Genomic DNA, 18,532 nt, shown 5'->3' on the forward strand with positions numbered 1-18,532 from the left:
AATGAATAATTAAAACGACAGCCCAACGCGGTAATACACCACGGCGCTATCCGGTTTTAGCCAGTCGGGGTGTGCCAACGGCCAGCCAACCGTGATTTGTTGTGATAGATATTGATTCGCGACGCCAGCCCCTACCGCCGCGCCCCACAGCGTACCTGCCGATTCGCTTTCAGCTTTCTGTGAGAAAAGATGCCCGCCGTCTACCGCCGCCGTCAGGGTGACGCTGCCCAGCAGCGGCAACTGTGTTGCCCGCCAGTTGAGTTCGTTGCGCCAGTAACCACCGCGATTGCCTGAGAGATACTGCTCTTTGAAACCACGCACGGAGGTCTCCCCGCCCAGCGTGACCTGTTCGCTGCCATACAGGCGCTGCGGTGAATACTGACCGTAGAGGTTGGTGAGGTAATGGAGGTTGTCGGCGATCGGGTAGTAATAACTGGCTGCCAGCGTCACTTTGTTGAACTCAGCGCGCAGCGCATCGTCAAATTTACCGTCATCCGTTTCCGCGCCAAACCAGCGCGTTCCCCGACTGTACGCCGGATTCAGCGTCGCCAGCCCGCCCCACAGCTTCTGGCTATGGTTGATGCCAAGAATCGCACTGCTGAGTTTACGGCTGCTGGTTTCCAGCAGCACATCGCTCAGGTAGTTCTTTCCGATGCGGTGCGACATGCCCGCCGAGAGGCTGGTTTTCATGTCGCCATTACGGAACACCACACGTGACAGCGTGGCGCGGTGCGTCTGGCTATCGCCGGTTGAATGCCAGAGAAAGCCCCGGTTGATGAAATCGTTGCGATAGCGGCTATTAGAATAGTCATAGCTCAGCGTCCAGTAGCCGTAAGGCAGCGACACGCCCGTCTGCAGGCTTTCGGCATTGCGGCTATCGCGAAATTCGCTGCTATGCCCGCCGTTGATAAACCACTGATCGGCCAGTCCCAGTACGTTATCCGCCCACAGGCCGCCATTTAGCTGCCGCTCCCCGGTACTTTTCTGCCCGCTATTATCAAAACTGATGTTTGCTGTCAGCGGGATTTGCTTTTTACTGGTCAGGTTGACAATAGAATAGCCGGGCTGGTTGCCGGGCTGAATTTCGATGCTCACCTGCTGCGTCGGCATGCGGTTGAGCTGTTCCATGCCCTGCTCGATATCCCGGAGATTAAGGATTTCGCCTTCCAGCCCAGGGAAAACCTGCTTTAATGCCCACGTTGATTGATTATTAATGTTAATAGATTCGAGGCGACCTTCCAGAATATCGATCTGCAATATGCCGCTGGAAAGATCTTGCTCAGTAATAAAGGCTCGACTGGTAATATAGCCCCGTTCGATATACCAATTACTGACATCATGAATCAACTGATTTATATTATTAACATTAATACAACGGTTAATATAATCTTTATTTAACCTATTTTTATCTCTTTCACGCAGCAGCGAACTCTTGTGATAATTAATTTCCTTGATAGGAAAGCAGTGCCCCACATCACTTCCGCCAGTTGAATTTATCGTCATTTGTGACTGATTTAATTGTAATAAGGAATCACGCTGCTGCCGAGATTGATCAATGACTTCGGCCTGTCGCTGCTGGATATCATTTCTGTCTGTCGGATTAAGTGGCGCGGAGAATGCCGAAAATGCTGTACAAGAAAATAATGCAGGCGAGATAAGGATCAGCCTGAAAAAACCACGCATGGTTTCATCCCTAAGATAATAATTTTTTCGGCATAGTAGAACCGTTAATTACCAAGCTCAATATGTCAGGTAATATATAATTTTATGAAAACTGGTTTGCGTTAAGTCACGATAAAATATTTCCTTAACCAATAATTTCAGGGTTGTTACACCTCGTCATACAATGCTGCATCTTTCATGACATCTTCTTGTCGATTATCCTTCAAGAGACATCACCCCATAGCGCCGTTGATGCATCATATTGTATAGTAGCGCCTCATCGTTGCAGGCCATTGCGGCATTATGCATGTTTGTCTCACCACGTTGTGCAGCACTTCTCTCTGGGGGAACAGTGAATTATCCAATTGGGCAGATCAATCACAGCTATCTGGGCTCCAGCGTGTATACCATACTGCGTGAAGCGCTCATTACCGGTCAACTCAAACCAGACGATCGCCTGAGAATACGGGAGCTTGCCGCACAGGTGGGCACCAGCGTAACGCCAGTGCGAGATGCGATCCTGCAACTGGCGAAAGAGCAGGCGCTGGTGCTCAAAACGCCGCGCGATATCCGCGTCCCCCAATTAACCGAAGCCCAGTTTATCGAGATCCGCACATTACGGCTGGCGCTGGAAGGCACGGGAGCCGAACAGGCGGCCGCACACATTACGCCGAAGATGCTGGAGCAGATTGAAGAGAATATTCGCCAGAATCGTCTGGCGATTGACGAGAAAAATCTACGCGAAGCCCTGCGGTTAAATAGCGAATTTCACCTGTTTCTGGCACAGGCGGCGCGTATGCCGCTGTTAACACAGTTTATCGGCAGCTTGTGGATGCGCACCGGCCCGTTGATTGCACAGGCCTATGCGCATTTTTCCGTGCAGATGGCGATCGAACATCATGAAGACGTCCTCGCCGCGCTACAGCAACGCGATGCCAGCGCCGCTCGGCGGGCCATCCAAACCGACATTCTGGATGGCAGCGAAACGATGCTGGACTTTATTGCTATAGATCACTAATTCAACCGCGTTAAGCCGCCATAAGACGAGGTAATAAACCGCGAATCAGCAGTCGGGTTTCTTTTGCCTGACTGATAAACGCGGGTAGCAGCGCGGTAAAACCGGATTCGTCCAGCGATTCTGCGCTATGCTGCGTGCACAACCGCAGCGTCGAGTTCTCATCCAGCGCCAGCCAGCAGCCTTTCATCGCCGCCATTTCGAAATTAAGCATCAGCATGAGTTGATAAACCGCCGTGCTGACCTCCCCCTGAAATCGCATCACATCGCTGTGCAATAGCAGTACGCTGCTGCTGGCGGGGACTTCCAACACCACCGCCTCCTGCCCGTCAGATTCGCGTAGCGCACAGATGCCGTCCTGCAAACTCAGTGGAGTACGGCTTAGCGAACCGTAATGGCGTAATAGACGCGTAATATGCTGTTGTGTGGGTGTCATGCTGTTCTCCTTTACACTTTACCATTAACTGTTAAGTTGCAGGCCTTCCTGCTGTAGCTGCTGCAAGGCGCTGGCGGTAGCCGGATTGGCCTTGGCAATTTCACCGCCCAGTTTGTAACTTTGCGGTACGGTTTGATCCTGTCCGTAGCTGAAGCTGACGCTGCCAAGCAGTTTATTCATGCTGACGCCCGCGCTGCTTGAGGCGTTGATGATGACCGCCGGGGTATTGAACCCTTCGCTCTTCTTCACCGTTTGCGACACATCAATGCTGGCGAGGCGTAAATTATTGCCGTCTTTAAACAGCGCAATCACATCATCCTTGCCGTGCGTTTTGTTCTGAATGCCCTTCTCGATCTTTTCCCGCACATCGTCTTTCAGTTCCAGCGAAACCGTCACCGACGCCCGGTCGTTATCCTGCAAACGGCTCACGATGTCCTTCAGCGCCGGATTGTCCGCAATCAGTTGATTAATGCGATCGGCGTTGCTCGGCGGTAGAGAAGAAAACAAATGGTTGCCGATGACCTGAAACAACCCGTTTTCCGTCAGTTTGCTGAGATTGGTGTAGGACGTCGTGTGCTTGACGCTATCCAGCGTGGCACCGTCGCGCTGCGCGACATCCTGCCGTACGTTCAGTTTTTTCAGGCTCATTAGCCCCTGATGTTGATCGTCAGTTTTTGCTGTTTTATCCGCAAAGTGCGCATTCAGGATGGCCAGTTGGTCGTCCGGTTCCGCCATTTTTTTCACCCCGTCAATCAAGAGCTGACTGGCCGGATCGTTAAACGCAGAGCTTAGCGTTTTGGTCAACGCGTCGAGATCCTTTTTCTCCAGCGGTTCGGCTTTCTTCATGCCCAGGCTGATCGATTGGTTCGTGCGCGAGTCTGCCGCCACATTCACCCCAATGCTGGTTGAGGTAAAGAATGGGACTGTGCCATCCGGCGTGGTTCTGGCGGCACCGGCGCTGAGGGTCGCGTTTGCCCCTATAGCGGCCTGATTCATGAAACGCAGACGGTTGTCGGATTCCGTATTGGTGGTGGATTTCTCGCTTTGCACCACGCTGGACGAATGGGTGGCAGACAGCACGTTGGCGCTTGCTGTCAGGCCCACCGATCCGCGCAGCGTGGCACTGGTTGGTGCCGCGCCTTTTTCCGTCAGGTTGATGCCGCCACGCAGTTCCAGCGCCGCGTTGCTATCCAGATTGAAGCTGACCGTTTTACCCGCCTTCACGCTGTGCTGCTCTCCTTTATCCAGTAGGGCAAGCGGGTTGATCGTGCCACTCGACAGGCCGTCAATAAATCCAGGCAGTTCTTCTTCGCTAAGGGTGAAGTTCAGGGCATTTTGCTGCGCCATTTGCAGGCTGGCGGATACGCCGAATGAGGCGCGAACATCCGGAGCAAAGCTGTGTTTGTTGTTAATTTTTTGCGTCATCTGCGCCGACGTTTTTCCTGTCAGATACTCACTGACATCATACCCGCCGGAGTAACTCACTTTTCCGGTGATCCCGCCCGAGCGCTCTAAGGCGACATTGATGCCGTTTTCACCGCGAGAAAAACTCAGATTGTAATTGCGTTCACCGCTGACGCCGCCGCCCGGTACCGGAGGGAAAGGCAATGGCGTGCCACTGACCACAAACGACATGGATGCTCCGCCGCCATAGGTCCGGTTAAACGCGATACTTTCGTTGCTGTCCAGCGACAGAACCGTCGCCTTCATCTTATCGATCATGTCCGTCTGGCTGGCCGCCTGCATCACGGTCTTCGACGTCACACTGACCGCGTTCTCCTCTTTCCTGAACGCCTTCATAAAGGTTTTAACCGCGTCGTAATCCGCTTCCAGCGACTTATGATTGGTGAAGCCCATGTCGGTCATCTTCTTCACCGGATTGTCGCCGTACTCTCCCTGCCGCAGCGTGTTGAGTTCCTTCGTCATCGAAGCCAGTTCCGCCTCACCCGGCGATGTGCCGGATAACGCACCGATGCGATCGGTCAGTTTATGTAAATCACCCAGCACCAGGGTATCCAGTACCAATCGCGTTTTCGCCAGCGACAGCGCATCGCTGGTATCCCGCTGCTGTCCAAACGCCTCGCTATTCGGCTTTTGCGCGATTGGCGTTTTACTGTCTACGAAGGTTTTGATCAGCGTACCGGCCGTACTCGTTTTCGATGACGGATGACTTTCCATCGCCGCCAGCAGCACCGGGGCCAGATCTTTTTCTCTGCCATGCACGCTGGCAGGCTTGCCTTCCGTGTTTATGGCACCGTTATCGTTCACCACACCCTGCTGCCTGCCGATGAGCAGGGCTGCTTTGGCAGAGCTGCTTTCCAGTTCGGTATGGAATTGTTTGAGCAGATTCACCAGTGGTTTCCCTTTTTCTCCCAGATCCAACTTGTCTATCTTACTTTCCAGGTCCATAGCCGCCCCCTGCGGCTGACTCGTCGTGGCGTCCAGCTTTTTCAGTAATTCAGTCTGCATGTCGTAAACGGGTTTCAGTCCTTCACGCCCGCTGATCTGGTGCTGAACATGGTCAGCAAAGGTTTTTAACGGGCGCGGCACATCCAGAGTGAACGAAACAATATGGGCGCGCAGCAGATCTGACAGCTTACTTTTCACCTGCTGTGACTCCTCACCGGTTTTCCCCAGAACCTGAACATCGGCTTTCACCGTGACCCCGGTCAAGGGTATCTTCGTGCCTTTTGTCGCGACATCAAGCCGACCAAACACGGTTTCTGCGGCACGCGGCTCCGTGGGTAAAGCTTCCTGCCCTTTTGGCACGGTCGTTTTCCATCCGCTTCCTTGCTGGGTATGTAATTCATGATCGTCATACGCGACCTGCAAATGATGCAGGGCATCCGTGCCCAATGAATTCACCTTGCCTTCTCCCGGCGTCTTCACCGGCTGCCATTGGGCAGTGTCATGATTCGCCACCTTCTGCCAGTCGGCTTTCGGCAGTTGGAAGAGTTGCCCCTCCTTGTTCAGGGCGAAGAGCGTCTGCTGGTGATCCAGCGTGATGTCCTGAATCTCACCGGACAACCCGTTTTTAGGCAACGCCAGCGGTGGGGCTGCGAGCTTATCCGTGCCCGGCTTGATCTGGTGGAAATGCAGATCGCCCTGCTTATCGACAGCAATAAATTTATTCCGGTTGATCACCGCCATCGCCGAGACGCCATCGTCCTTCGCGATACCAGGAAGCGCAGTGCCCGCAGACGGCGTCATTCGCACCTGCGGCAGCGCAAACACGGTGTTGTCACCGTGCGTAAACGCGCCTGATTTCTGGTTGATGGACAGCGGCATGATTTCACCGTCTTTCAGCGTGTAAGCTTGATTATCCAGCCCGCGCTTCAGTTGGCTGGCTTCAACGCTGGAGGCTTCCCAGTTTTTGGTATTGCCATTGTGAAAATGGACTTTGCCGTCCTGTAACCCGATTTGCCCTAGTCGCCCCAGATCTAAGGTGTCTTTCGCCGCGGGTGCCGTCGTGGTCAGCCCCAGTTTATTATCCACCACCAGACTGTCGCTCAGGTTCCACCCCGGCGTTGGCGACAGCCCATTTTGTCCCAGAGGCGCGACGTGTTTTTGTCCCTGACGATCGGTGGCGAGTGCCTGAGTCTGGCCGTGTTCATCGTGAGCAAACCCGGTAATACGGTGGTTGTCGCCCAGCGCCGCGTTCAGCTCCGGCGTGTGAACCTTGGTTAAGGTAGCGTGTGCTTCCCCCATCTGAGGCAGCGGTGCGTGGTAAAGCTTGCCGTCATTATCGGCAACCAGCAGGTGTTCCGCGGTTAACCCTACCGCTTTCGCATACACCGGTTCACCGCTTTCCAGCTTGAGATCCACCGACTGCGGCGTGGCCTCCAGCGTACTCATCATATGCAACTGCGTAAGATGGTTCTGCTCGGTCAACACGGCGGTTTGACCATTCTGGTTGGCAGAGAACGCGGTAATTTTATCGCCGAAGGTTGATGATGCGCCGCCTGACGACAAGTTGCTCAGCGTGTGGTTATCTTTGACCGCATACAGTTGACCATCCCCTTGCCGAGACAATTGGCTGTGGGGAACATTGCTGCTTTGCTGCCAGACGCCAAACTCGGTATTCAGCGCAAAGAGCTTGCCGTCATGCAGGCGCAATGATTCGCCAGCGCCTGAAGCAGAATCGGGTTGTCGGTGAACACCGGTTAACAGTTCATGGTTCATGCGCCCGGATAGCGGCACGCGGGTCGATTCCCCCGCTTTGGTATGCAGGGAGAGACGCGCTGGCGTGGATTCCAACTGGACGTTACTCACACCAGATTTGCCCGCTGGCATCGCGCTGCGACCACTGCTGTGCAACGCAATATGCTGATTGTCATCGCTTTGAATCACGAACAGTCGCCCTGATTTGTCAACGAGCGCGTGCTGCTGCGCATCTTGATTTTCATGATGGGCCACGAACGGCTGGCTGTTCTTCCCGAGGGTCTGTTGTAACAGCGTGGTCAACGCCTCCGGCAAGCCCTTGCCGAACTGAAGTTTACCGTGACTGTCCAGCGCGATATCAGCTTTAGCAGCAGGGGTAGCAGCACGGCTGCTGCGGGTGTTGAGCTCTGTCGACTCGGTAGCGGCAAAACGCGGCAGGCTTTGGATCGGCCCGCCCGACGCCAGCGAATCACGTGATGGACGCGGTAAACGCTGACGCATGTCTTCCGATGAAAATAGCTCACGCAGGGTGGTCGACCGTGCGCCCTGGCTTTTCACCTGGCTGCGGCTTCCCTGCTCCAGTTCTGGCGGTTTGTTTTTATCATGCAAACCTTGCTGAATCAGGGATTGCGCGCCTTTCTGGCTCACACTGGTGCTACTGCCCTGCGATAACGATGTTTTAGCTAGCGTGGCGGGTGCAATCTCCGAAATAGGCAGACCTGACTGAACGTGCTGGATTCTCTGCATAACAAGTTCCAAAGGTGATGAAGTGAACATGTCAGTTAAGTGGTCATTTTCACCTTTCGGTTCCCGACATCTTTCTCTTCCCGAAACGGGAACCACATCACACCATCCCTCACTTAATACGCAACAGACGTAAGCCTGTTAATGACCCATCACTATTCACTTTCAAGGAGATGTTATGGCTGATATGACAATTACACTCAGCATACAACCCGGCGCAGGCCTGTCATCAACCGGACTGAATTCCCCGCTTTCAGGCAGCAATAGCGGCGCATCGCAACGTTCTGCACAGCAGGATAGCCAGCTTATGGAAGCGCTGGGCACCCTGCTTAGCGCACTCTTGCCTAACGCACAGGGCAATACGCCGTCCTCGACCGATGGCAGCCCGCTGGGCCAGACTGGCGCGGGCAACGGTGGGAGCTCGGCGTTAGGGCAAAACGGCAGCCCTGCCGATATACTGATGAAACTGTTGGAAGCGCTGATTCCGGATAAAAACGGGCAGGAAGCGGGAAACCCACTCTCTTCCGGTTCGTCTGGTGCGGCAGGCGGCAATAGCGGTGCCTCACCGCTGGCGAGTTCATCCGGCACCGGTGGCGCAGGCGGCACGCAAAATCCAGAAGATCTGAGCCGATCTTTGCTGCAAGATTCTGCTGGCAGCGCATTAGATAATGCCATCAACCCAACGGCAGACGGCGGCGGTCAACTGAGCGGCAACGATCTGTTAAAAGCGCTGCTGGAACTGATCGGCAATCTGATGGATTCACAGAAAGGAGAATTCGGCCAGCCGCAAGGTAGCGGTCAGTCTCAAGGTGGTGGATCGCCGTCAGTGGGTGCGCCGCAGGCTGCATCCGGCGGTGGTGGTGGGTCGCCTGCCGCACCGTCTGCGCCATCTTCCGGCGGTGGTGGTGGTTCACCGGCTGCACCATCAGCGCCGTCTTCACCCGTTGGCGGTAACGGCGGCGCAGCATCTGCTCCACTAACGGCCGCCCCGGCAGGCGTTGGCGGGAATTCTGCGCCATCGGCCACCACCTCAACCTCGGGGGCTGGCCCAGTTTCCTTCCCCACCGCCAGCGGTAATGCCACCGTGGTAAATGAAACCATCAAAGTCGGCCCCGGCGAAGTCTTTGACGGCGGCGGTAAAACCTTCACTGCGGGTAGCAAGTTAGGTGACGGTGGCCAGGCTGAAGGCCAGAAACCGCTATTTGAATTGGCTCCGGGTGCAACACTGAAAAACGTGGTATTTGGTGATAACGCGGCAGATGGCGTACATGTTCGGGGCGATGCCAAAATTGATAACGTACACTGGACCAACGTAGGTGAAGATGCGCTGACGGTGAAATCCAATACCGGTAAACCTGCTAACGTGGAAATCACCAACAGTAGCGCTCAGGGCGCTGCCGATAAGATCTTCCAGTTAAACGCGGATGCCAACCTGACCATCGATAATTTCAAAGCGAAAGATTTCGGTACGTTTGTTCGCACCAACGGCGGACAACAGGGCAACTGGAATTTGAATCTGAGCAACATTGACGCAGAAAATGGCAAGTTCTCGTTTGTGAAAAGCGACAGTGAAGGGCTGAACGTCAAAGGCAGCAATATCAACCTGACGAACGTCAATAATCACTACAAAGTACCTAATTCCGCCAACTTGCAGGTGAATTAAAATGCCAAACACGATGACACCGCAGTCCCCTACTCGCTGGGCGGATCTTGCCCGACAAGGCGGATACATTACGCCGGCTCAACGTGAAGCCTTCACTCAGGCTATCCATCTGGTAAGAGCACAGTTGAATACCGTACTTAGCCAGTCAGGGTCGCTGCGACGGGGTGAATTCGAGTTCGACGCCTTTGTGGATTCGCTGGAGCAGGATTTTCTGCATCAGGCTGACATTCACACCAAAAACGGGCTACATAGCGACGTGGCACAGACCTCGTTCTGGGTCGCCCGTCTGATCGCCGATCGCTTTATTGCGGTACGCCAACGGTAATACGTGCACCATGCCATACTGGGGAAAGCCAGCCAGGGAAACCTGTGCTGGCTTTTTTGCGCTCGATTCGTATTGAGGATAACGTGTTTCCCACTCTTTCTTGAAGTGACTTTCATTCACACCAAATGTCTGCTTTATGAATGTCATACATTGGTAGAAATCATCGAAGGTATAATATTCGTCATACTTCACATGTGCGGCAAAAACCTCGGAGTCAGAGTCTTCCAGATATTGCTTTTCAATATCACAAACATTCAGGTTATAGAGCCAGCAAACGTTTTTTCTATCAGGAACGTAGCCTAATGTGTTGACTTCAGGGTACATATCTTCCAGCGTCAGCAGGACTTTTCCCAGAATCCATTTCTCTTTCAAACGTTTCCTCTGGGAAGTAAGCGCTGGCTTGATGATAATAAAACGTGAATCCTTACCTCTCTTGATATCCACTTTGATATCCACTTCACAGTAAAAAACCATTTCTCCCTCCCTTTAAAACCGTTGGGGGATGGATAGGGATTTTCTCGGTCATGACTGACGTCCTTACTGTGTCCGGTAACGGATTATGTCGTTACTGCCAACAGTAGCTGGCATACCCCACGGTTGAGTGGTGAATTAACCTATTGATTAAAAGCCAGGTGAGTGGCTTCAGGCTGGCAACGGCTCGTACGTTAGCAACAAATGTGTTTACTCAGGCAATGTGTTTACCTAACTGGAGGTGGGTTTGACGAAGCGGAATAGCATCATAAAAACGTACTATGTGATCCTTGACGCCAGTCCCGTTAAGAAAAAGTCGCGCTGAAGGATAACAAGCGAAGTGAAAACGCGATAATACAAAAAAGGGATTGAAACTACGCAAGTTGATTGATTTGAATTGAAATAATCACATTAAAACAAATGACAAGGAGCAGTGCTTTCGCCCTGCTCCCGATGGTGTTTCGTTTAATCAGCGAGCTTCTTCAACCCCATATTGACGATACGGTCGCCAATCATGGCCGCATCGATTCCCAAAGATGAACCACCGTTGCCGCGAGCGCTCAGGTTAGTATTACCCGTGTCCCCCGCGACGGCGCTCTTGATCATGCCGACAGCCTTCATGAATTTATCCATGCTGCCTTTGGTCATGCCGTCGTCATCCGGTTTGCTCAGCGCTTTCGCCCAGGATTTGTCATCCTGCTTCGCCGTCTGCCAGTTATCTTTCTGGTATTCTGGCTTGCCGAAGACTTCAGGATATTGATCCATAAACTGACCAATTTCTTTCGCCATCGCCCGATCTTCTTTATCCACAAAGTAACGAGTCGGACTGTCATTGTGTGTGCTGATATTGTTCAGCTCCTGCAAACCGGCTTTTTGCCCAACGCTCATTCCCAGCGTGCTGCCCAGTTGATTGAATGCACCCGCACCGCTCAAACCTTGCAGACCGTTGTTACCCAATTGCAGCGGTGAAGTTTGCCCTTGCATCTGACTCAGACCGTTGCCCAAAATCGCGGATAGCGCATCGTTTACGCCTTGGGTGTAGGCAGAAATTTCCGGCGACGTCGGCTGTTTATTGCCGAAAAGTCCACCCTGCTGTGACATGCCACCGCCCAGCAGATCTTCCAGTGCGCTAAACAGCAGGCTGCCCATCATGGCCGATGGATTCATGGCATTCATACCGACGCCCAGCGCCCCGCCCAACCCGCCACCGAGCGCGCTGCCCAAACCGTTGCCGAGGCTACTACCGAAACCGCCACCCAGGCCACCGCCTAGCAACCCCCCCCCTAATCCCCCCAGGCTGCCGCCCAAACCACCGAGCCCACCACCCAGGCCGCCCCCCATCAGACTGCCCATGAACATCATGGTCGTCATAATATCGGACAATTGTTCTGCAATATTGCTACGCTGACCACCAAACGCTGACTGCGACGGTGAGCCGCCATTTTGTGAAGAAGATGGCGATTGAAATAAACCGCTGTTACCGCCCGCCTTGATCGTAATTTGCAGAGAAGTACCGCCACCAAGAGAATTAAGCATAATGTTTCCTCAATGAGTAAATGGGTTATGAAAGCGCCAATGGATATGCGGTTAGCCCGCGTGATTGTGACACTCCCCCATTAAGTGATTTTCTTGCCTGAACGGTTCCCGTCTTATGGACGAAAATGCAGGACTTTTTCACCCTTCAGCGCGGCGGTAGACCAGCCAAACGCCAGAGTTCATCTATCGCCGCGACCGACTCACTTACGGTGGATAACGTGCGGCGTAACCGCAGATTTTGCTGCTCGTCCAGACTCAGACTACAGGCTGGCATCGCGTCAGCCTCCAGAAAGCGACGTTGTAAAATTTGCCGCAGCATACCGGGATAATGTCTGGCAGGCGCCAGGGTTAAGATGAGCACCGCCTGCCGCGCTGGCACCGCCGTAAACCACAGCGTGACGCCTGGCTGAACTGACCAGCAGACCACCGACGTGGTTTCCAGCGCAGTAAGAAAATCATGCTGATTGTCGAATACCGCCGCTGGCTCACTCATCCACGCTGACCCTGCTGTAATCCGCCGGGCCGCTGCGCAGATCGGGCTGCCACCAGATGATGAGCTGTCGGGTTTCTGGTTGCGGACGACAGGTGACCGAGGCGCAGTTGGCGACCTGCCGTGGTGCATTGCAGGCGCTGAGTAAGAGAGCGATTAGCATGATGGACAGTGCTTTGTAGTTCATGAGAATGACCTTGGTTAATGTGAACGATGAACGAGATGTGTTGGGTGACGTAACGATTCAAGTGGTCTCGAATGTTTCTCCCAGCGCCCCACTTTCACAGTGGGGCGCTGGGAGGGAAGCGGTACTGGGCGTCATCGGCCCATGAGACCGCTATCGGGATGTCAGCACAGGGCGTCGGGCTGATTGAGACGCGATCGCGGGTTGCAATGCCAGAAACACTTCGCTGGATTCCCCCGGTGCCAGCGTCGTTTTTGGCCACACGGCGACCGCCAGCGTACGGCTACTGGCACAGGCAGCTTCATCAAAACGCTGCGGTTGTGTTCCACTATTGCGCACGACGCCGACGGTCAGGCGCACCTGCCCGTTGTCGTACCACTGATAACGCGAACTGTCGTAGATCAGACCCGACTGCGAGCGGCACACCTCGCCCAATCGCGCGCCGTTCCTGCCGGTCTGAAACCCGGCAGGAAGTTGACGGCTGGCGAGATCGCGAAATGCGCCTTCAATCAGGCTATAGAGGTCTGTTTTTCCGTTGCGCTGCGCGATGCGGTTCATCGCCCCGTTCAACTGCTGGCGATTGGCGGAGGAAACATAGCGGGTGGGATCGATTTGGTCGCCAACAAGATGTGGCGTCAGGATAAACAGGCGTTCACGACGGGAGACTTCATGACGCGTCGAGGTAAACAGTTTCCCCAGCAACGGAATATCCCCGAGGATCGGAATACGACGATCGCGGTCACCGCTCTCCTCAACGTGGAACCCCCCTAACACTAGCGCGCGGTTCTCACCAATCAACGCCTGGGTGCTGACGGTGCCCCGTTTTACGCCTGATGCTTCCCCTTCACGTCCCGTCTCCACTTGCCCGTCTTCAATATCGATAACCAGTTGGATGCTACGCTGTGTTCCTTCGCCAACCACACGCGGCGTCACCTGTAGGCTGGTACCAGCGGTCACCGGTTGAATGTCCGCAACACGTTCGCCCGTCGCCGTGATGAACGCCGTCCGGCTGAAATCGACAATCGCAGGCTGATTTTCCAGCGTCAGCACGGAAGGGTTGGCGACAATCGAGGCTGTTCCTTCCCCCTCCAGCGCCTGAATATCGGCGAAGAAGCGTTTGAAATCACTGACAAACAGGGTGCTTCGCCCCATCATCATAGTGCTGCCCGCGCTCACATTGCCGAGCTGCGCCTGCCAATTCGCTTCCAGCCGCGACAGGGCGGTGCGATCCACATCCAGAATAATGGCATCAATGTTGACCAGATTCTGCGGTACGTCGATGTGCTCGACGAGTTGCTGATACTCCGCACGACGTTTTTCATCATCCCGAATCAGCAGTGCGTTATTGCGCACATCGGCGGAAATCTTGCCGCTGAGCGTCACACGCTCCGAGGCTTCACCGCCGCGCCCTGGATTATTACGGGTGGCCAATCGGGTCATCAATGAACGCGTACTGTCCCGCATCGCTTCCATACCCGTATCCGGCTGCACAGGCATCGGCCCCGAGGCCCCCGCCGGTGCCGCACGCTGACCATCCATCAGCTCATTGAGAATAGTCGCGACGCCGGGAATGGTGACCTTCTGATCGCGATATTGCAGCGTCCGGTCGGATACTGAGGCATAGCGCAGCGGAAAAATCATGACTTTGCGCCGTTCGTCCTGCTTTTCGCGCTGCTGGCTAAAATTACGGATCAGATCGATATACGCCTGCGGACCGGTGACCAGCACCACGCCTTCTTCAGGTAATTCCCCCCAGCCGAAGCGCGCATCAAGCAGCCCGATACCGCTGAGTGCCTGTTTGATATCGGGTGCCGCATCCGGAGAAATCTCCAGGCGCACCGATGCCTGCTCATCCTGCGGGCTGACATAGAGTGCGTTGTTATAGACAAACCACTGAAAGCGGTGCTCCAGTGCCAGTCTGTCGAGAAACAGCGCGGGGGTTTCCGCCCGAATTTTCGCCGTCACCTCATTGTCAGCGATATTGCCCAGCACCAAATCCACACCGTGGCTGTTGGCAAAATCTGTCAGAATCGCAGATAACGGTGTTTTTTCGGCGGAATACGCATACGCGCCCTTATTCCAGTCGGCTGGCGTGGCGGCATTCGCCAGCGAAATCATCCCGTTCACAGGGATAATCCCGATCAGCACCACCGCCCAGCAAAACCAGCGATAGACCGCCAGCAAAATACTATACGACCGATTACGCTTCAGTCCCTTACGCATGTCGTTCTCCTTGCAAAAAAGCCAGCGTGTTCAAATTCAGTGGGGCGGAAACGGGCACCTTCGCACGTGGCACGAGCAGACTCAGCCAGACGTCCCGTTGATTCAGTAAGGTTTCCAGGCTGCGGCAGAGCTGCATGACATCATCAGCATCGGGCCACATCCATAACCAGAATTGTTCATCCTGCGGTGAGAGCGACAGAATGGCGGTGTCATCCTTAAACTGGGCGTGGGCGGCATCGGCCAAGTGCAATGCTCGTGCCAGCATCGAGTCATCGGGCGTGGCGCGCAGCGGAATGGCCGCACTGCACGCCACACCCGATGGCTGCCGCACCATCGCCACCGCGCCACCGTCTATCTCCAGCTTCAGCGTCGACGTCCCGCCGTTTAGCCAACGCTCCAGCATCGCGGCCAACTCAGTTGAAGTCATTGATGATGGCCTTTGCCAGACCGTGTTTAACACTCAACAACTGCCCTACAGCCCAACTGGCATTGGAATAATCCATACTGGCTTCAAAAAAGGCGTAACTATCCGCTTGGCTCGCGCCGCCTTCCGCAACATTCAGCGCAATATCATCCAGTTTTTTTTGCGAATCGACCAAGTGCGCGTCAAGACGACGCTGGATTGGATTAAGGGACATCGCACACTCTCCTCATAAGGTAGTTTCCTCACAACACAGGTTTTGATCGTTGATCTCAAGATTGGTCATTGACCTGATAGTGAGTGGTTAACCCCGGCGTGCAGTTCCCCTTGTCAGTAGCAATTTTGTCAGCGGCAAGTCACATCGCGGCAGGATATCCCGGCGGCATGAGCTGTTTTACCGCCTGACGCCAGCTCAGCGACATCACACCGTGCGCCGTTATCAGCTTCATTGCATCACTATCCAGCGCCTCATCACTAACAAGTCGCCATTCCAGATGCGCATGCGCATCCAGCCAGTTCTGTACATCGGCAAGCTGAGTGGGATGGCAGTACAGCGTTCCCCGACTTTCGCCCTGCTGTTGCTTTAGCAACTGCCGCAGTAAAGCGTGATGGCGCGACGGCGCAGGCGTCTTATCCAGTAACTGCGCCAATGCATCGCGCAGCAGTTGCCCGGCTTGCGTAATCACGATCTTCTCCAGATGTATTCGATCTTGCCGAATGCCCTGAAGTAGCGAGTTTGCCTGCTGCCAGAATTCCGCCTCCGCTTCTTCTACCGCCTGCGTGCATAGCGTTCGGGCACGATCGTGCGCCTGTGCCACGATCGTCTCGGCTTGCGCAGTGGCCTCTTCCCAGAGTGTTCGGCTACGCCGATGTGCCGCAACCCGCTCAGCCGGAATAATCACCGTCTCATCGCGACTGGCACCGGGTAATGTCACAAACGTCTTCGTCGTCAGCATGCTGCGTCCTTAGCAAAATGAATAGAAATGGGAAGGTTATGTGGGTGCCGACGCTTTCCAGATCAGGGCATCGCACAACGCATTGAGTCTGGCTGCGGGCACTGACATCGTCGGGATATGACACTGATTCTCCCCGTCGCGGTACGCATCACGTGGGAAAAGCAGCCGCAGATGCGGCCAGCACGCTTCACCATAGCGAATGCGCAGCAGCAGCAACGCATCCTGATAGCCGATTGCAGAGGACATCGGCAGTGATGATGCGGAAGATGACGCAGAAAAGGTGATCGTTGCCGGTAGCCATAAGCCCGGCCGTAGCGCCTTTGCCAACCGCTCGCACCAGATGCCCTCGGCATCAGCGCGATCCAGGTTACGTGTGGGCTGACAAACCCGCACCATCAGGCGCAATACCGTTTCCCGCTGCATGGTATCCAACGCTCCTATTTGCATCAGTGAAGCAAGCGGATCCGGCGGCAGTCGCTGCGGCAGAGAAAAATGGCGATGAAGCTGTGTTGCATTCACATGCAACCAGTCATGACGCTGCGGTGACTCCGGCAGCCTAACCTTCCCGCGCCACCAACTGGGATCGGCCTGTAACAGGCAGTCCTTTACCCACCAGGTCAACCATGCCAGCGCAGTGTCGTCACCCGACTCACGCCCTGTACTTTGCGCTTGTATTATCATTATGACGACAATCACCCCGCTTTTTTCTGCTGCCACTTCAGCAGGTAAGGCGTGCCAACGCGCCAGCCTAATAGTCCGGCCAGTAGCAGGCCGAACAATCCAGCGCTCCACTGCCAGCGCCGCATCTCATCCGGTGTGAGCGTAAACGGCCCCAGCGTGACAACGGGGATCGTGTCCTGATACGGTTCGGCCGGAACAAAGACAATCGCCAGCTCTTTATCATCCTTACCGGACAGGCCAGGGATACTGCTGGCCACCATGCGGCGAATGCGTGGTTCCATCCCGTCAGGTTCCAGTTCGGCACGATATTTAATAAACACCGCCGCCGAAGCCGGTTGCACGGGTTCGCCGGGGGCAATACGCTCGGGCAACACCACATGTACCCGCGCGACCAGCACACCGTCAATCTGCGCCAGCGTCGCCTCCACTTCCTGTGATAAGGCATAGATGTAGCGGGCGCGCTCTTCCAACGGCGTCGAGATCACGCCGCTTTTCTGAAAAACCTCGCCCAGATTGGTACGCGATTGCTTCGGTAAACCCGCCGCATTGAGAATATTGACGGCACGTTCCATGTTTTTTGCATCGATCACCAGCGTGACGCCAGTTTTGTCCACCCGTTTCTCCGCGCCGATCTGATAGCGACCGAGCATCGAAATCGCTTCGTTGGCATCGTTCTCCGACAGCCCGCGATTCAGCTCAATCGGCTCGCCGCAGCCAGCCAATAGCCCGATCAGCAGAAGAAACACTCGCTTATCGATTTTCATAGGCCGCTACTGTAAGTTGGTGAGTTTTTCCAGACTTTGCACACTTTTCGCCACCAGTTTGGCGCTCAGCAGACTTTCCAGATAGAACGATGACAGCGTACGAGTTGCATCCAGCACATCCTTGGGATTATTGGAGCGCATCGACTGGCTGACATCGCGTTCGGCGGATTTAAAGACGCCGTTCAACCCCTGAGATTTTTCCGCCAGCGCGCCCAGCCACTGGCTATTACCGCTTTCTGCCGTCAGTGGTGACGACGACAGTGCTGCGCTAAACCAGGAAACATCCTGATTAGTGGCAGAGAAGGAAAAAGACATACCGTTGTCCGCCAGCGGCGCATCCTCCGACTGAGACAGCGTAGTGGCGTGATTGATTTTCATGGTGTAGGTTCCATCGCGGACGGGATAAAAATAAAGCCGGAGCAAAGCTCCGGCTCGTTCACTCACGATCAGAACTGGATAGCTTTCGCCGCTTTCTGCCCGGAGTTCAGTGATTTGGACGCGGAATCCATCTGACCATCCAGAATGGAGTTTTCCGTATCCAGCGCAATTTTCTGTGCCTGGGCGCCTGCTGCACGCGTCAGAGAACCGGCCATCGCGGTATCCAGAGTCTGAGAAGCCGCCTGAGATGCAACCTGAGAAAGTCCTAAAGCCATGATATATCTCCAAATATGATGAATGTTTACGGTAGTGAACTGTCATGCTGTACATACAGTCATCTTGTTCATTCATTAAGTGGGAGAGCAGGTCAGTGAGTTCCCGTAGAAAGGAAATTCTTTCAGCAATGGTCATTCAAGAGGAAG

18 protein-coding genes are annotated in these 18,532 nt (G+C 54.6%); 3 read left to right on the forward strand and 15 right to left on the reverse strand.

All coding sequences use genetic code 11. From position 1 onward, the window contains the following. Positions 1-9 precede the first annotated feature (9 nt). Complete coding sequence (locus tag O1Q74_RS10415; protein ID WP_271872757.1) at positions 10-1,683, reverse strand: ShlB/FhaC/HecB family hemolysin secretion/activation protein; 1,674 nt, start codon at positions 1,681-1,683, stop codon at positions 10-12. Between the two features lie 331 nt (positions 1,684-2,014). Here O1Q74_RS10415 and O1Q74_RS10420 point away from each other — a divergent pair, with 331 nt between their 5' ends. Beyond that, a complete protein-coding gene (locus O1Q74_RS10420) occupies positions 2,015-2,680 on the forward strand; it encodes a GntR family transcriptional regulator (RefSeq protein WP_271872760.1) in 666 nt (221 codons plus the stop codon). Between the two features lie 10 nt (positions 2,681-2,690). Here O1Q74_RS10420 and O1Q74_RS10425 read toward each other — a convergent pair whose 3' ends face one another. Together O1Q74_RS10425 and O1Q74_RS10430 are read right to left on the reverse strand one after the other, a co-directional pair. Then, positions 2,691-3,113 carry a type III secretion system chaperone gene (locus O1Q74_RS10425; protein ID WP_271872762.1) on the reverse strand — a complete coding sequence of 141 codons (423 nt, stop codon included), beginning with the start codon at positions 3,111-3,113 and terminating at the stop codon, positions 2,691-2,693. A 24-nt stretch (positions 3,114-3,137) separates the two neighbouring features. Further along, on the reverse strand, positions 3,138-8,021 hold the full coding sequence (locus tag O1Q74_RS10430; protein ID WP_271872764.1) for an AvrE-family type 3 secretion system effector: 4,884 nt from the start codon (positions 8,019-8,021) through the stop codon (positions 3,138-3,140). A 175-nt stretch (positions 8,022-8,196) separates the two neighbouring features. Between O1Q74_RS10430 and O1Q74_RS10435 the strand changes: the two genes are divergently transcribed. Further along, positions 8,197-9,681 (forward strand): pectate lyase, encoded by a 1,485-nt coding sequence (locus tag O1Q74_RS10435; protein ID WP_271872766.1) that lies wholly within the window; start codon positions 8,197-8,199, stop codon positions 9,679-9,681. A 1-nt stretch (position 9,682) separates the two neighbouring features. Then, on the forward strand, positions 9,683-10,006 hold the full coding sequence (locus O1Q74_RS10440; RefSeq protein WP_225084774.1) for a DNA-binding protein: 324 nt from the start codon (positions 9,683-9,685) through the stop codon (positions 10,004-10,006). Here O1Q74_RS10440 and O1Q74_RS10445 read toward each other — a convergent pair. The 12 genes from O1Q74_RS10445 to O1Q74_RS10500 all read right to left on the reverse strand — a co-directional run bounded on the left by O1Q74_RS10445 (position 9,926) and on the right by O1Q74_RS10500 (position 18,385). Then, positions 9,926-10,480, reverse strand: coding sequence for a hypothetical protein (locus O1Q74_RS10445; RefSeq protein ID WP_271872770.1), 555 nt, complete (start codon positions 10,478-10,480; stop codon positions 9,926-9,928). The genes O1Q74_RS10440 and O1Q74_RS10445 overlap by 81 nt on opposite strands. Positions 10,481-10,942: 462 nt before the next feature. After that, the gene (locus O1Q74_RS10450; RefSeq protein WP_271872771.1) at positions 10,943-12,013 is read right to left on the reverse strand and encodes a type III secretion protein HrpN; all 1,071 of its coding nucleotides are present in this window, start codon (positions 12,011-12,013) and stop codon (positions 10,943-10,945) included. Positions 12,014-12,158: 145 nt separating this feature from the next. Beyond that, a complete protein-coding gene (locus tag O1Q74_RS10455) occupies positions 12,159-12,506 on the reverse strand; it encodes a type III secretion protein (protein ID WP_271872773.1) in 348 nt (115 codons plus the stop codon). Beyond that, positions 12,499-12,690 carry an HrpT family type III secretion system protein gene (hrpT, locus tag O1Q74_RS10460; protein WP_271872775.1) on the reverse strand — a complete coding sequence of 64 codons (192 nt, stop codon included), beginning with the start codon at positions 12,688-12,690 and terminating at the stop codon, positions 12,499-12,501. The genes O1Q74_RS10455 and hrpT overlap by 8 nt, the downstream gene beginning before the upstream one ends. 150 nt (positions 12,691-12,840) lie before the next feature. Then, positions 12,841-14,910 carry a type III secretion system outer membrane ring subunit SctC gene (gene sctC, locus O1Q74_RS10465; protein ID WP_271872776.1) on the reverse strand — a complete coding sequence of 690 codons (2,070 nt, stop codon included), beginning with the start codon at positions 14,908-14,910 and terminating at the stop codon, positions 12,841-12,843. Further along, positions 14,903-15,337 (reverse strand): type III secretion system chaperone, encoded by a 435-nt coding sequence (locus O1Q74_RS10470; RefSeq protein ID WP_271872777.1) that lies wholly within the window; start codon positions 15,335-15,337, stop codon positions 14,903-14,905. Before O1Q74_RS10470 ends, sctC begins: the two co-directional genes overlap by 8 nt. Further along, complete coding sequence (locus tag O1Q74_RS10475; RefSeq protein ID WP_271872778.1) at positions 15,324-15,548, reverse strand: type III secretion protein HrpF; 225 nt, start codon at positions 15,546-15,548, stop codon at positions 15,324-15,326. The genes O1Q74_RS10470 and O1Q74_RS10475 overlap by 14 nt, the downstream gene beginning before the upstream one ends. 139 nt (positions 15,549-15,687) lie before the next feature. After that, complete coding sequence (gene sctL, locus O1Q74_RS10480; RefSeq protein WP_271872779.1) at positions 15,688-16,287, reverse strand: type III secretion system stator protein SctL; 600 nt, start codon at positions 16,285-16,287, stop codon at positions 15,688-15,690. A gap of 36 nt (positions 16,288-16,323) precedes the next feature. Next, positions 16,324-16,968, reverse strand: a complete 645-nt coding sequence (locus O1Q74_RS10485; RefSeq protein ID WP_271872780.1) for a type III secretion protein — start codon at positions 16,966-16,968, stop codon at positions 16,324-16,326. Between the two features lie 11 nt (positions 16,969-16,979). Continuing rightward, on the reverse strand, positions 16,980-17,732 hold the full coding sequence (gene sctJ / locus O1Q74_RS10490) for a type III secretion system inner membrane ring lipoprotein SctJ (protein ID WP_271872781.1): 753 nt from the start codon (positions 17,730-17,732) through the stop codon (positions 16,980-16,982). Between the two features lie 6 nt (positions 17,733-17,738). Then, the gene (locus O1Q74_RS10495; protein ID WP_271872782.1) at positions 17,739-18,110 is read right to left on the reverse strand and encodes an EscI/YscI/HrpB family type III secretion system inner rod protein; all 372 of its coding nucleotides are present in this window, start codon (positions 18,108-18,110) and stop codon (positions 17,739-17,741) included. 68 nt (positions 18,111-18,178) lie between these two features. Then, positions 18,179-18,385: an Hrp pili protein HrpA gene (locus O1Q74_RS10500; protein ID WP_009112561.1), complete on the reverse strand. Its 207-nt coding sequence runs from the start codon at positions 18,383-18,385 to the stop codon at positions 18,179-18,181. Positions 18,386-18,532: the final 147 nt, after the last annotated feature.

Source organism: Pectobacterium sp. A5351, assembly GCF_028335745.1.
In the GTDB taxonomy this organism is placed as follows: Bacteria; Pseudomonadota; Gammaproteobacteria; order Enterobacterales; family Enterobacteriaceae; genus Pectobacterium.